The 13,797-nt window shown below is 62.9% G+C and carries 10 protein-coding genes; 5 read left to right on the top strand and 5 right to left on the bottom strand.

The genetic code is table 11. The annotated features are described in order from the left end of the window. The first annotated feature begins 88 nt into the window (after positions 1–88). From ligA to ACH9L7_RS04775, 3 genes are all read left to right on the top strand, one after another. A complete protein-coding gene (gene ligA, locus ACH9L7_RS04785) occupies positions 89–1,846 on the top strand; it encodes an ATP-dependent DNA ligase LigA (protein ID WP_396612595.1) in 1,758 nt (585 codons plus the stop codon). A gap of 105 nt (positions 1,847–1,951) precedes the next feature. Then, positions 1,952–2,662, top strand: a complete 711-nt coding sequence (locus ACH9L7_RS04780) for an MBL fold metallo-hydrolase (RefSeq protein ID WP_396612594.1) — start codon at positions 1,952–1,954, stop codon at positions 2,660–2,662. 89 nt (positions 2,663–2,751) lie between these two features. Then, on the top strand, positions 2,752–3,585 hold the full coding sequence (locus ACH9L7_RS04775) for an alpha/beta fold hydrolase (protein ID WP_396612593.1): 834 nt from the start codon (positions 2,752–2,754) through the stop codon (positions 3,583–3,585). A 27-nt stretch (positions 3,586–3,612) separates the two neighbouring features. Here ACH9L7_RS04775 and ACH9L7_RS04770 read toward each other — a convergent pair whose 3' ends face one another. Together ACH9L7_RS04770 and ACH9L7_RS04765 are read right to left on the bottom strand one after the other, a co-directional pair. Beyond that, on the bottom strand, positions 3,613–4,713 hold the full coding sequence (locus ACH9L7_RS04770; protein WP_396612592.1) for a DNA topoisomerase IV subunit A: 1,101 nt from the start codon (positions 4,711–4,713) through the stop codon (positions 3,613–3,615). Beyond that, complete coding sequence (locus tag ACH9L7_RS04765; protein ID WP_396612591.1) at positions 4,713–7,109, bottom strand: DNA topoisomerase VI subunit B; 2,397 nt, start codon at positions 7,107–7,109, stop codon at positions 4,713–4,715. Before ACH9L7_RS04765 ends, ACH9L7_RS04770 begins: the two co-directional genes overlap by 1 nt. Before the next feature lie 219 nt (positions 7,110–7,328). On the opposite strand from ACH9L7_RS04765, the gene gyrB reads away from it, so the two are divergent. Continuing rightward, positions 7,329–9,248 carry a DNA topoisomerase (ATP-hydrolyzing) subunit B gene (gene gyrB, locus ACH9L7_RS04760; RefSeq protein WP_396612590.1) on the top strand — a complete coding sequence of 640 codons (1,920 nt, stop codon included), beginning with the start codon at positions 7,329–7,331 and terminating at the stop codon, positions 9,246–9,248. A gap of 1 nt (position 9,249) precedes the next feature. After that, positions 9,250–11,883, top strand: a complete 2,634-nt coding sequence (gene gyrA, locus ACH9L7_RS04755) for a DNA gyrase subunit A (protein ID WP_396612589.1) — start codon at positions 9,250–9,252, stop codon at positions 11,881–11,883. A 125-nt stretch (positions 11,884–12,008) separates the two neighbouring features. Here the strand turns inward: gyrA and ACH9L7_RS04750 are convergent, their stop codons facing one another. From ACH9L7_RS04750 to rocF, 3 genes are all read right to left on the bottom strand, one after another. Next, positions 12,009–12,377 (bottom strand): sterol desaturase, encoded by a 369-nt coding sequence (locus tag ACH9L7_RS04750; protein ID WP_396612588.1) that lies wholly within the window; start codon positions 12,375–12,377, stop codon positions 12,009–12,011. 89 nt (positions 12,378–12,466) lie between these two features. Further along, on the bottom strand, positions 12,467–12,934 hold the full coding sequence (locus ACH9L7_RS04745) for an NUDIX domain-containing protein (RefSeq protein ID WP_396612587.1): 468 nt from the start codon (positions 12,932–12,934) through the stop codon (positions 12,467–12,469). Further along, complete coding sequence (rocF, locus tag ACH9L7_RS04740; RefSeq protein WP_396613221.1) at positions 12,934–13,767, bottom strand: arginase; 834 nt, start codon at positions 13,765–13,767, stop codon at positions 12,934–12,936. Before rocF ends, ACH9L7_RS04745 begins: the two co-directional genes overlap by 1 nt. Positions 13,768–13,797 lie beyond the last annotated feature (30 nt).

Genomic DNA, 13,797 nt, shown 5'->3' with positions numbered 1-13,797 from the left:
GTCCTCGGCGAGTGCCACGTTCGTCAGCGTCTCACACCACCGACGCCTGTCGAGACCCTTTTTGTGTGGGCGGCGATACTCACGCCCAATGGAGTTCGCCGAGTTCGCCGAGCGCGCGGCCGAAATCGAAGCCGAGAGCGCGGACCTCACTATCGTCTCATATCTTGCAGCCCTGTTTCGTGACGCCGACGACGACCTCACAACGATCGCCCGCTTCGTTCAGGGGCGAGTGTTCCCCGCGTGGGACTCGACCACGCTCGATATCGGACCCCGCCTCTGTCACGAGGCCATCGCCCGCGCCGCCGGGCCGAACGTCTCGGCCGACGATGTCGAAGACAGACTGGCCGACCAGGGAGAAATCGGCGCAGTCGCGGCGAGTTACGACTTCGGCGGCCAACGCGGCCTCGCAGCCTTCGGCGCGGGCGGGCAAGACGGCCTGACCGTCGCCGAGGTCGATTCCGAACTTCGCGCCCTCGCCGCCGCCTCGGGGTCCGGAAGCGAAGACACGAAACTGAAGACCTTGTACGGCCTGTTCAACCGAACCGACCCCGACGAAGCCCGCTTCCTCGCGCGTCTCGTCCTCTCGGAGATGCGCATCGGCGTCGGCGAAGGGAGCGTCCGCGACGCCATTGCAGAAGCGTTCCTCGTCGCCGACACCGACGCGGCCGCCATCCGCGACGACGACGCAGACTCCGAAACCGAAGCGGCGGCCCGCGAGCGCCGAGACGAAGCCATCGCCACAGTCGCTCGCGCCCTCCAGGTGTCGAACGACTACGGAATGGTTGCCCAAGTCGCCCGCGACGACGGGAAAGCGGGCCTTGACGACGTCCACCTCGAAGTCGGCAGACCGATTCAGGCGATGCTCGCGCAGGCGGGGACCGCCGCAGACGCCCTCGACGAGTGGGAGACAGCGGCCGTCGAGACGAAGTTCGACGGCGCGCGCGTGCAGGTCCACCGCGACGAGTCGGGTGCAGTCTCGCTTTTTTCCCGGAACATGGAGAACGTGACGGGTGCGCTGCCCGAAGTGGTGGAGTTCGTCGAAGACGCCGTGGACTTCCCGGTCATCCTCGACGGCGAAGTCGTCGCGATGGACGACGCGGGCGACCCGCTGCCGTTTCAGGAGATTCTGCGTCGCTTCCGCCGCAAGCACGACGTCGACCAGATGCGCGAGGAGGTTCGGGTCGAACTCCGGGCGTTCGATTGCCTCCACGCCGACGGCGACGACCTGCTGAACGCCCCGCTTACGACGCGCCACGACCGGCTTGCGACCGTCCTCGGACAGGATTCCCCGGCCGTCTCCGACCTCCTCCTTTCGGACGATGTTGACGAGATTGCCGACTACGAGGCTGACGCCCTCGACGCGGGCCACGAGGGAATCATGCTCAAGAACCCCGAGGCGGCCTACTCGCCGGGTGACCGCGGGAAAAACTGGCTGAAGCGCAAACCCGACGTGGAGACGCTGGACCTCGTCGTCACCGGGGCCGAGTGGGGCGAAGGCCGCCGGGCGAAGTTCCTCGGCACGTTCCTGCTTTCGGCCCGCGTCGAGGACGCCTCCGGCGACGACGAGTTCGAGACCATCGGCAAGGTCGCCACGGGCATCACCGACGAGCAGTTGGTCGAACTCACAGCCCTCCTCGAACCCGAAATCGAGCGCGAGTCGGGCAAGGAAGTCGATATCCGCCCCTCGGTCGTCTTCGAAGTCGGCTACGAGGAGATTCAGGCGTCGCCAACGTATTCCTCGGGCTACGCGCTTCGATTCCCGCGGTTCGTCACCGTCCGCGAGGACAAGACGCCCGAGACGGCGGATTCGCTGGAGCGAGTCGAGCGGTTGGCCAAATCGCAGTAGTGAGTCGCGTCGCCGCCGGGTTGCGGCCGCACTCGGTCGTCGCAGGCGAGTCGCGTCCACGTCGCAGTAGTCGTGTTTTTCCTCTGGCAGTCCCTCGTCTGGAGTATGACCATCAAACACGACGGCCTCGAAGTCTCGTGGCTCGGCTACGCGACGGTCCGAATCGAGTCGCCCGACGGCTTCGTCGTCTACTTCGACCCCGGACGGTACGGCGTCCTCGACGACTACTACGCCCGCGACGGCGACCTAATTCTCGTCACCCACGACCACCACTACGACTCCGACGCAATCGAGCAGGTCGCCGACGAGGATGCTATCGTCGTGGCCTACGAGGGCGTAAGCGCCGCGAACATCGACCGCGATGTGACCCCTGTCGACGACCTGCCGTACGAGACGATTCGCGTGAACGACGAGGACTTCCTCACGGTCGGCGAGGTGGACGTGTGGACGCTGCCCGCGTTCAACGACCCCGACGGCCCGCACCTCCGCGCCAACGGCGACCCGTACCACCCGCGGGGACTGGGCTGTGCGTACCACATCTCCATCGGTAACAGAACCGTGTTCTGGCCCGGCGACTCGGACGTACTCGACGGTTTCCGCCACCTCGAAGTCTCGCTGTTCCTCGCCAACATCGGTGGCACCGTCGTGATGGACCGCCACGAAGCGGCCGACCTCGCGGAGACGCTGGACCCCGACCTCGTGCTCCCCATCCACTACAACACCATCCCGCTCCTCGAAACGGACGACGCGGCCTTCGTCGTGGACGTGGCGAGTCGCGGAATCCCAGTCGTCCTCGACGACCCCGAACAGGTCTGACTGGTCGTACGGACTGCCGTCCACCGCGTTTCGGTGCGAAGATGTAACCCGACAGAACGATTTTCCCATCCCATCCCGTACCGCAGTACATGACTCTCGACTACGGGATGCTCGACGGACGGCGTCCCTACTATCGCGTTGGCGACCCGGACGGCGACCCGCTTTTCGTCCTCCCCGGCCTCTCGGACGCCTTCCAGCGGGGTGCGCCCTCCCGCGGGACGGCGGTGGTACTCTCCCGACTCTACCGCGAATTTTCCGACCGCGACGTGTGGGTCGTCGGCCGCCGCCGACACCTCTCGGTCGGGTCCTCAACCCGCGATATGGCCGCTTCGTACGCGACGGTAATCGACGAACAGGGCCTCTGGCCGGCCGACGTTATCGGTGTCTCGATGGGCGGCCTCGTCGCCCAGTATCTCGCCGCGGACTATGCCGACTACGTGGATTCGCTGGCACTCGTGTCGGCAGCCTCACGACTCGGCGGCCACGGCGAACAGGTCATCCGAGACTGGCGGCAGTTAGCCGGAAAGAGCAAGTGGGCCGATATCCTCGCCGACGCAGAGCGCGAATCGGCGACCGGAACCAAACGGACGGTCGCACCGTTCCTCATCGAACTCGCCGGGATATTCGCGGACCTCCGCCCGGCAGTCCCCGCCGACGTTGTCGTCTCACTGTCTGCCTGTCTCGAACACGACTCTCGGGACAGACTCGGAGATATCGACGTGCCGACGCTCGTCGCCGCGGGCGATGCGGACCACTTCTTCCCCGAACCGCGACTCCGTGAGACGAAAGACGGTATCGACGACGCGACGCTGGCGCTGTTCAAAGGCGTCGGCCACAATCTGGCGGTGAGCGAGACCGACGAACTCAACGGTATCACCCGGCGCTTTTTCGAGGGGTTCCGGGACAACGCACTCTACCCGTAACGCGGCAAAAACGAAGCGCGGACCGAATTAGATGACACCCATCTCGTCGAGACGGGTGGGCAGGTACTCGTCGGTCACGAAATCGAGGCCGCGGGCCGCGAGTGCCTGCTGTTCTGCCTTCTTGCCGATGTCGAGTTGGAGTTCGATTTGCTCGGTCCAGTAGTCGCCCATAAAGCGCGGGTCGTCGAGTTCCGACTGGAGCGCGTTGATGTCCGAGTCCGAAAGCGGGTCGGTCGGCAGGTCGTAGTCGACGATGTCCTGCGGTTGGATGCCGACGAACCGGGCGTCCGGGGTCGCGAGATACTCCGAGAGGTGTGCGGACTTGATAGAACCGTAGGCGACGGACCCGAAGATGCGGTAGGACCACGGGTCGCCGTCTGTGAAGACCACGACCGGCAGGTCGAGTTCGTTGCGCAGGCGCTTTGTGATTCGTCGCGTCGCGCGAGCGGGTTGCCCCTTCAGGTGGACGATGAGGGCGTTGTACTCGTCGTCGAACCCGTTTTCGATGAGGCGGTCGCGCATACCACCGGTCTCGACGCACATCACGAAGTCGGTGTCGTGGTCGAGGAATTCGATGGTGTCCGGGTTGTTCGGAATCTGGTAGCCGCCTTCGCCAACGTCCTTCTGGCAGTGAATCTCGCGCTCGCCGCGGCGGGTCTGCTCACGGATTTCGAGCGGCCCCATGAGCGTCGCACCCGACTCTTCCGGGCGCATGTGGAAGTCTTCGCGCGTGACCTCGGAGACGATTTCGAGGTCCTCGATGAGCTGATTGGACTCATCTTGGTCCGAGAAGTGGGCCTCTTCGGCGTCCCACGATTCGGAGAGGTAGTAGAGTTCACGAAGGGTCGACGAGCGGTCTTCCTCCAGTTGTCGAGCGAGGAACTCGATAGTGTAGGCGGCCTTCAGGAGTTTCCGCGCGCCGCGGACGCTGTTGGCCGAGCGGGTCGAGGTTCGGTCGCCGTAGACCCAGACGTTGGAGTCCTCGTCGTATTCGATGTTGCTCTTCGTCCGCGTGGGGAGCGTCATCGTCGGAATCTCCCCGTTTTCGAACTGGTCGTAGAACTCCGCCGCGAGGTCGATGAGTCGTTCGCGGGCGAGTTCCTCTGCGGTCTTGGATTCGGATGCCATTATGCGTTCACCGTGAGTTTCTCCGTCTCGACGCCGTCGACGTTGATGTCGAACGACGCGTCCTGTTCGACCGAGTAGGTGAGCGTCTCGGACTCACCCGCGGCCACCGTCGGGTTCCACTTGACGAACCATTCGCCGTCGAGGTCGACGACGTTCGCCTCGCCGTTCAACCCCAGGGGTTCAGCGTCGAGGATGTCCGTGATATCCGGCGACTCGTTCGTGCTGGAGTAGTTCGTGACTGTGAGCGTCACCGTCCCGTCTTCGATGGTCCGCTCGACGCTGACGTTGTTCATGATGCGGGCGAGCGCACCTTCGATATTTGGCTGCTCACGACTGGTAACCTCCGAAAGCTTGGTCGCCATCTGCGGAAGGATGCGGCCGATAACGTCCTGCTTCTTGCGCCGCTTCTGGAGCGACCGACGCTTCGAGAGATACGACTTGAGTTCGCGGGCGGCCTCACGGATGGCGAGTTCGACCTCGTCTTGAATCGCGGGGACGTCCGCGAGCGCGTCTTTCGACTCGCTCGTGAAGGGAACGTTCGTGGATGCGACGTGGACCATGAGGACGGCCGGACCCTTCGGCATCCCGCTGCCGCCGGGTTGGTCGAGTCCGTAGTTCCGCCAGCCGATGTCCTTCACGACGTGCGTGATGGTACACGCGCCGCGCTGGTAGACGAGCGGGACGCGGTTCGCAAAGCGCAGCAGGTCGATGCTGCCTTCGGATTTGATATCGCCGCCGTAGGCGATACCGGCCTCGACGATGAACGGGTCGCCACCGTGGACTTCGGCGTCGCGGGTCGCGGCCGCGTAGAAGTCGGCGTCGAACTCCTTTCTCAGCCCTGCTTCGACGAGTTCGGACGTGATGGGCGACAGACAGTCTGTCGGTGGCGCGAGGATGTCCGTCTCGCGCATCGCTTCGAGAAGGTCACGGGCGATATCCCGGTCGTCGGCGATGTCGCGTACCTTTGGTACGTCGTCGTCCACCGTCCGCATCCGCGACCAGATGGCGTCAGCAACCTTCTCGCGGGCCGTCTCGCCGTAGGTCTCGTCCTCTCGTTCCTTGGTTCGCTCGGCCGCCCACGAGACGAAATCCTCCACGTCGTCGTAGGTGGCGCGGTCGGTGGGGCCGGTCGTCTCGGCGAACTGCGTGGCGATAGAGCGCGCCATCGACACCTTTCCGGCGTCGTCCTTCTGGGTCGTCGTCACGTCGTCGACAATGGCGTACACGTCGCTTTCTCGGTCCTCGGTGAGAACGGGCCAGACGGCCTCGACGATGTTTTCCTGTACCGTGTCGCCGAAGGTTTTTCCCGTGTCTTCACCGACCGACTGTGCGACGTTGCCGACGATGGTGAGCAGTTCGCCGTGTGCGATGCGGTCTTTTCCAGTGACGATATCGACCAGTTCCTCGGCGAATGCGGTCGTCGCCTCCTGTCCTTTGTTGGCGACGGCGTCTTCGACGACGGCGACGAGGTCGGCCGTCTCGTGGGATGTGGGCGTCTTCCACGTCATCTCGCGGCCGAAGTGTCGGTCGCGGAAGGAGTCGATAATCTTCTTGGTCGTCTTCGCGCCGACGCGAGTGAACTCCTCTTGGAGGAATCCGGAGACAGAGTACGACTCGGTCGCACTGAGCATCTTCAGGAGCGTCCCGAGTTCGACGCCGTGAGGGTGCGGGCGAATCTCTTCTGTCTGCTGGGGGAGTTGGTCGGTCGCCCGCTCGAACTTCATCGGTTCGTCGAGACCGGGTTCACGGAGTTCGAGACGCGCGTGCGGGTTCACGACAGCAGTGTGCTGGATGTAGTCGTGGAGTTGCTGGCGTGCGCGCATGTTGGCCTCCATTTCCAGTTCGATTCGGGTGCCGTGTGGGCGGTCCCACGAGGTGGTCTTCTCGTCACGGATTTCCGGTTCGTTCTTGTCCGTGTCGATGACGAGTTCGAAGTACTCGGCGTCAGCAGACCCCTGCGTGCGACTGGTAATCTTCGCGGGCTTCCCGCTTGTCAGTTGGGAGTAAAGAACCGCCGCGGAGATACCGATACCCTGCTGCCCGCGGGACTGCTCGCGTGCGTGGAAACGAGAACCGTAGAGGAGTTTCCCGAACACTTTGGGCACCTGTTCCTTCGTGATGCCCGGCCCGTTGTCTTCGATGACGAGACGATAGTAGTCGTCTACTTCGCTGATTTCGACGTAGATGTCGGGCTGGATGCCCGCCTCTTCGGTGGCGTCGAGGGCGTTGTCCACGGCCTCTTTGACGGCGGTCACCAACCCTCGGGCTCCGCTGTCGAAGCCCAGCATGTGCTTGTTCTTCTCGAAGAACTCGGCGATGGAGATTTCTCGCTGGCCTTTCGCCAGCTCCTCTGCAATCCCCGATTCTTCGCCGAGTGTCGACTGGAACGAGGTCATTTCCTGATGCGCATCTACCCAGTCCCACGTTAAGTACCCACCGGCAGCAGAGTGAAAGTGAACACCGGTTCGATGTCCCTCTGTCCGCTACTCTGTGAATACTTCTCGCGTGCCACTCGGTCGCAAACTTCAATTGAAAGTGCGAAGCGAGGTGTCAGTAGGTAGTACGCGCCCGCGCGTGCGAGGCTTTAAGGGACGAGGTGTCTTAGACCTGTTCAGATGTCACAGGAAAACGAGTACGGGGCCGGTCAAATTCAGGTTCTCGAAGGGCTCGAAGCCGTTCGAAAACGCCCGGCAATGTACATCGGTTCTACCGATTCCCGTGGTCTTCATCACCTTGTTTACGAAGTCGTTGATAACTCCATCGACGAAGCGCTAGCAGGGTACTGCGACGCCATCGAAGTGACCCTTCACGACGACGGGTCAGTCAGCGTCGCCGACAACGGCCGCGGCATCCCGGTAGACACGCACGAACAGTACAATCGACCCGCCGTCGAGGTCATCATGACCGTCCTCCACGCCGGTGGGAAGTTCGACAACAAATCCTATCAGGTCTCCGGCGGTCTCCACGGCGTCGGCGTCTCCGTCGTCAACGCGCTCTCGGTGGAACTCGAAGTCGAAATCATGCGCGACGGAGCCGTCTGGCACCACCGCTTCGAGAAGGGCGAACCCGTTCAGGGTGCGTTCGAGAAGGTCCGCGAGATGGAGCCCGACGAAGAGACGGGAACGACCATCACCTTCTGGCCGGATAGCGAAATCTTCGAGACGACGGATTTCACGTTCAAGACGCTCGAAACACGTCTTCGCGAACTCGCCTTCCTCAACTCTGGCGTCGAAATTTCACTCACCGACGAACGGAGCGAGGAGTCGAGCACCTTCATGTTCGAAGGCGGTATCCGCGAGTTCGTCGAATACCTCGACGAGACGAAGACGGCGCTGCACGACGACATCATCTACTACGAAGACGAGTCCGAAGGCATCGCGGTCGAAATCGCCATGCAGGCGACCGACGAGTTACAGGGGTCGATTCACGCCTTCGCCAACAACATCAACACGCGCGAAGGCGGGACGCATCTGACAGGGTTCAAGACGGCCCTCACACGGGTCGTCAACGACTACGCGAACTCCGAGGGGATGCTCGACGACCTCGACGGCGACAACCTCCGTGGGGAGGACGTTCGCGAAGGCCTCACCGCCGTTATCTCCGTCAAACACCCTGACCCGCAGTTCGAGGGCCAGACGAAGACGAAACTCGGCAACTCCGAAGTTCGGGGTATTGTCGAGAGTACCACGCACGAGAAACTCGGTACGTACTTCGAGGAGAACCCGGACGTGGCGACGGCCATCATCTCGAAGGCAGTCGAGGCCGCCCGCGCCCGCAAGGCCGCGAAGAAGGCCGAGGAACTGACGCGCCGCAAGTCCGCACTCGAATCGACTGCTCTGCCCGGTAAACTCGCCGACTGTCAGAGCCGCGACCCATCCAAGTCTGAACTGTTCGTCGTGGAGGGTGACTCCGCAGGTGGCTCTGCAAAACAGGGCCGAGACCGGAAGTTCCAGGCGATTCTCCCCATCAAGGGGAAGATACTCAACGTCGAGAAACACCGTCTCGACCGTATCCTCGAAAACAACGAAGTTCGGGCACTCATCACTGCCATCGGTGCCGGTATCGGCGACGAGTTCGACATCGACGAGGCGCGTTACCAGCGCATCATCCTGATGACGGACGCCGACGTCGACGGGGCACACATCCGGACGTTGCTCCTGACGCTTCTCTACCGGCACATGCGTCCCCTCGTCGAAGCGGGCTACGTCTACGCCGCGCAACCGCCGCTGTACCGCGTTCGCTACCGCGGCAACACCTACGATGCGATGACCGAAGCAGACCGCGACCGTATCGTCGAAGAGAAATGCAACGGCAACCCCACGCAGGTCCAGCGGTTCAAGGGACTCGGTGAGATGAACCCTGACCAGCTTTGGGAGACGACGATGAACCCGGAAAACCGCGTGCTCAAGCGCATCACTATCGAGGACGCGGCCGCGGCCGACCGGATGTTCAGCATCCTGATGGGCGACGCCGTCGGTCCCCGAAAGCAGTTCATCAAGGACCACGCGACAGACGCCGAATGGGTAGATATCTGATATGAGTTCTGACGCACCAGATTCCTTCGAACCAGGCGCAGGCATCGCGGCGGAGATTAAAAACGCCCGCATCGAAGACGAGATGGAGCAGTCGTACATCGACTACGCGATGTCGGTCATCGCAGGTCGCGCACTCCCCGACGTGCGCGACGGGCTCAAGCCAGTCCACCGGCGCATCCTCTATGCGATGCACGAGGCTGGCGTGACCGCCCACTCCTCGCACCGAAAGTCCTCGTCCATCGTGGGCGAGACGATGGGTGACTACCACCCACACGGTGACTCCGCCATCTACGACGCCCTCGCGCGTATGGCGCAGGATTTCTCCATGCGCTATCCGCTTGTGGATGGGCAGGGGAACTTCGGTTCCGTCGACGGCGACCCGCCGGCCGCCATGCGTTACACGGAAGCTCGCATGGCACCCATCGCGGAGGAACTCCTCAAGGACATCGACAAGGACACCGTCGACTTCCAGTCGAACTACGACGACCGCAAGCAGGAACCGACGGTGCTCCCGTCGTCGTTCCCCAACCTGCTCGTCAACGGGTCGTCGGGTATCGCCGTCGGGATGTCCACGAACATCCCGCCGCACAACCTCGGTGAGGTCATCGACGCCACCGTCGAACTCATCGAGAACCCCGACGCCACCGTCTCGGACCTGATGGACCACGTCAAAGGTCCCGACTTCCCGACCGGCGCAAACATCGTCGGCCGCAACGCGGTCCACAAGGCGTACAAGACGGGTCGCGGGCGAATCCGCGTCCGCGCCGACTACGAGGTCGAAGAAGAGGAAGGCCGCATCATCATCAACGAACTCCCGTATCAGGAGAACAAGGCCCGCCTCATCGAGCGCATCGCCGACGACGTAAACGCCGGCAAAATCGAAGGCATCCGCGACATTCGCGACGAGTCCGACCGCGACGGTATCCGCGTCGTCATCGAACTCAAGCGCGGCGCGATGGCCGAAGTCGTCAAGAACCAACTGCTCGACAACCACCTCGAATCGACGTTCGGCGTCATCAACCTCGCGCTCGTCGACGGCCAACCGCAGGTCCTCACGCTGAAAGAGACGCTTCAGCACTACCTCGACCACCGCCGTGACGTGGTTCGCCGCCGCTCCGAGTACGAACTCGGCGAGGCGGAAGACCGCGCCCACATCCTCGAAGGCCGCCTGAAAGCCCTCGAAAACATCGACGCCGTGGTCGAGACCATCCGCAACTCCGAGAGTCGAGACGACGCGAAAGCCGCCCTCCGCGGCGAAGTCGTCGTCGAAGTCGACGAGCGACGCTCGTCGGCCCGTCGGACGTGGTCCGGCGAAGTCGACGGCGAACCGCTCCCGTCGTTCGACTTCTCGGAGGACCAGGCGAACCACATCGTTGCGATGCAACTCGGTTCGCTCACCTCGATGGAAGCGGCCGAAATCGAAGACGAGTACGAGGAGGTCGAAAACACCATCGAGCGTCTGGAGGCCATCCTCGCCGACCAGGACGAACTCGACGCCGTCATCGAGGAAGAACTCCTCGACATCAAAGACGAGTACGCCGACGACCGGCGTACTTCGTTCGTCGCCAACACCGGCGAAGTCACCCGCGCCGACCTCATCGCCGAAGAAGACGTGGTCGTCGTCGTCAGCGAAGACGACTACATCAAGCGCATGCCCGTCTCGCGCTTCCGCGCCCAGCGACGGGGTGGCAAGGGCATCATCGGCACGGACCTGAAGGAAGGCGACAGCGTCTCGTCGGTGTTCGTCGCCAACACCCACGACGACCTGTTGTGCTTCACGAACCACGGACAGGTCTACCAACTCAAGGCCTACCAGGTGCCGGAGATGTCCCGCACGGCCCGCGGTAAGTCCGCGGTCAACCTGCTCGACTTCGACGACGGTGAGGAGATTACGGCCGTCGTCAACTGCGACGACCTCGAAGAAATCGAGGGCTACCTGACGATGGTGACGCAAAACGGCTACATCAAGCGCACCCACGTCGACAACTTCCAGAACATCCTTTCGACGGGTATCATCGCCACGAAACTCGACGAAGACGACGAACTCGTGGACGTGGAGGTAACCGACGGCACCCGCGACCTCGTCATCGGCAGCGAGCAGGGGATGTCCATCCGCTTCCACGAAGACGAAGTCCGCGCGATGGGTCGCTCCGCCCGCGGTGTCCGCGGCATCAAACTCGAAGGCGACGACAAGGTCGCCGGTGTCGCAGCCATCGACCAGGACCACCACAGTTGGATTCTGACCGTCACCGAAAACGGGTACGGAAAGCGCACCGACCTCGATGCCTACCGCGCCCAGTCCCGCAACGGGAAGGGTCTCATCGACATCAAGGCCAACGAGCGCAACGGTCCCGTCTGTGCTATCAACACGGTCGGCGAGGGAGACCACCTCGTCGTCATGTCCGACGAGGGCCAAATCGTTCGGACGCCCGTCGAAGATATCTCGACGGTCGGCCGCAACACGATGGGCGTCATCGTCATGGACCTCGACGCGGGCGACGCCGTTGCCTCCGTCGACGTGATTCCGCCGAAGATGACGACCGAAGACGAAGAACTCGAAGACGAAGAAGCCGCTGAGGCAGAAGACGAAGAAGCCGCTGAGGCAGAAGTCGAAGCGGTCGCAGAAGACGACTAAGCCGAGACCCGGAGACGCCGGGTTTTTTGTCGTGTATAGCTGGAAAACAACCCACACAAGACACTTCTAGTGTCAACCTCTTCGGGCTGACACTCTCGACGGTCGTGGTTTCGAAACGACCGACATCACGCCACTTTTCGCTCCAGTTCTGCCATGGTCGCAGCCGTATAGCCGACGAATCCAACGCCGACGACGAGAAATCCGAGACCGAGCCGTAGTTCTGCCGAGACAGGGAGCGTCGGACTCACGCCGAGTGTCGCAGCGAGCGTGACGAGGCCAGCGCTCAGTCCTGTCCATCGTTTGTCTTTCCACGCATCCCCAGTGCTGTGGGATGGATACTGCTGTCTCATAGACAGTGTGATAGTGGCCCCAGTTCCCCACAAAATGCCAGTCACTACCGCCAGACCGACGTTACCGACGAGCCAATAGAGCCCACCACTCACGAGTATCGCCACGAGAAAGCCGACGACTGATGAAACCGTTCTGTGACTCATCTATCAACAAGTGACAACTGAATTATAAATAGCTAGTGTCTTCCGACCCGAGAAAGTGGCTGTGTCTTCGCCGACGAGGCTTCGACCACCTACTCCTCGACGTGTGACGGTTCGCTCGTCAGGTCGTAGGTGTAGTGCCGCGGTTTGCGGTCTTTGAGCCAGTCGCGGAGGGGTTCAACCCGCGGGCGGTAGGTGAGCGTCGTCCCGAGTTCGGAAAGCGGGATGTATGCTGCCTTCTCGATTTCGTCGTCGGGGTCGCTCGGGGAGGGTTCGACCGCCGCCTGCGGCGTCGCGTGGTAGAACCGCTGGAGATAGATACGACGGTCTGGGCCGCGAATCTCGCTCGTGAACGCGAGCGACTGTACCTCGACCGGGACGCTGGTCTCTTCTTCAGCCTCGCGCGCGGCCGTTTCGAAGAAGAACTCCCCGGGTTCGGACCCGCCTTTCGGCAATCCCCAGCGACCCTTCTCGTAGACCGCGAGGATGGAGCCGTCCCGAATGACGACGACGCCCGCAGCAAGGTCGTGGGGTGCTGGCGCTTCTCTGGGCGCTGGCATCAGAGGATGCGCTTGCCGAAGGCGCTGGCGGCGAGTTCGGTCGCAAGCGTGGCCGTCTCGTTGTGCTCGTCGAGGATGGGGTTGACCTCGACGAGTTCGAGAGAGCGCATCGCCCCCGACTCGGCGACGAGTTCCATCGCCGCGTGGGCTTCGCGGTACGTCGCTCCACCGCGGACGGGCGTCCCAACGCCGGGTGCCTCGCGGGGGTCGAGCCAATCGAGGTCGAAACTGACGTGAATGCCGTCGGTACCGTCCGTGGCAACGTCGAGGGCTTCCTTCGTTATCTCGGTGATGCCACGCTCGTCGATATCGGACATCGTGTAGGCGGTCACGTCGCTGTTGTGAATTGCGGTGGTTTCGTTTTCGTCAACGTCGCGGAGGCCGACGATTGCGACGTTTTCCTCTTTCAGGCGCGGGGCGTTGGCCCACTCGACACCCTCGAAGTCGCCGATGCCAAGTGCGGCGGCCAGCGGCATGCCGTGTACGTTCCCGGATGGCGAGGTTTCGGGCGTGTTGAAGTCGCCGTGTGCGTCGAACCAGACGACACCGATGTCGGCGTCACGGGCGCTTCCGACCATCGACCCGATGGCGATAGAGTGGTCGCCGCCGAGGGCGAGCGGGGTTACACCGTCCGCGATTGCGTTCGCGACGGCGTCGGCGAGTGCCGTACAGACCTCTTCGACTTCGTTGATGTGCTTGGCGTTTTCACCACCAGCGTCGGCGTCGTGAATCGCGTGGTGCGGAACCGAGAGGTCGCCAGCGTCTTCGGGCGTGACGCCAGCGGCTTCGAGCTGGCTCGACAGTCCGGCGTAGCGGATGGCTGACGGCCCCATATCGACGCCACGTCGATTCGCTCCGTAGTC

The organism is Haloferax sp. S1W, from assembly GCF_044593955.1.
Classification (GTDB): Archaea; Halobacteriota; Halobacteria; order Halobacteriales; family Haloferacaceae; genus Haloferax.
This window is presented reverse-complemented; position numbering and strand designations above follow the sequence as displayed.

Coding starts and splice junctions, on each gene's coding strand:
- gyrB (WP_396612590.1), top strand. CDS start 7,329: ATGTCACAGGAAAACGAGTACGGGGCCGGTCAAATTCAGGTTCTCGAA.
- ACH9L7_RS04780 (WP_396612594.1), top strand. CDS start 1,952: ATGACCATCAAACACGACGGCCTCGAAGTCTCGTGGCTCGGCTACGCG.
- rocF (WP_396613221.1), bottom strand. CDS start 13,767: ATGGGGCCGTCAGCCATCCGCTACGCCGGACTGTCGAGCCAGCTCGAA.
- ACH9L7_RS04745 (WP_396612587.1), bottom strand. CDS start 12,934: ATGCCAGCGCCCAGAGAAGCGCCAGCACCCCACGACCTTGCTGCGGGC.
- ACH9L7_RS04750 (WP_396612588.1), bottom strand. CDS start 12,377: ATGAGTCACAGAACGGTTTCATCAGTCGTCGGCTTTCTCGTGGCGATA.
- ligA (WP_396612595.1), top strand. CDS start 89: ATGGAGTTCGCCGAGTTCGCCGAGCGCGCGGCCGAAATCGAAGCCGAG.
- gyrA (WP_396612589.1), top strand. CDS start 9,250: ATGAGTTCTGACGCACCAGATTCCTTCGAACCAGGCGCAGGCATCGCG.
- ACH9L7_RS04765 (WP_396612591.1), bottom strand. CDS start 7,109: ATGACCTCGTTCCAGTCGACACTCGGCGAAGAATCGGGGATTGCAGAG.
- ACH9L7_RS04770 (WP_396612592.1), bottom strand. CDS start 4,713: ATGGCATCCGAATCCAAGACCGCAGAGGAACTCGCCCGCGAACGACTC.
- ACH9L7_RS04775 (WP_396612593.1), top strand. CDS start 2,752: ATGACTCTCGACTACGGGATGCTCGACGGACGGCGTCCCTACTATCGC.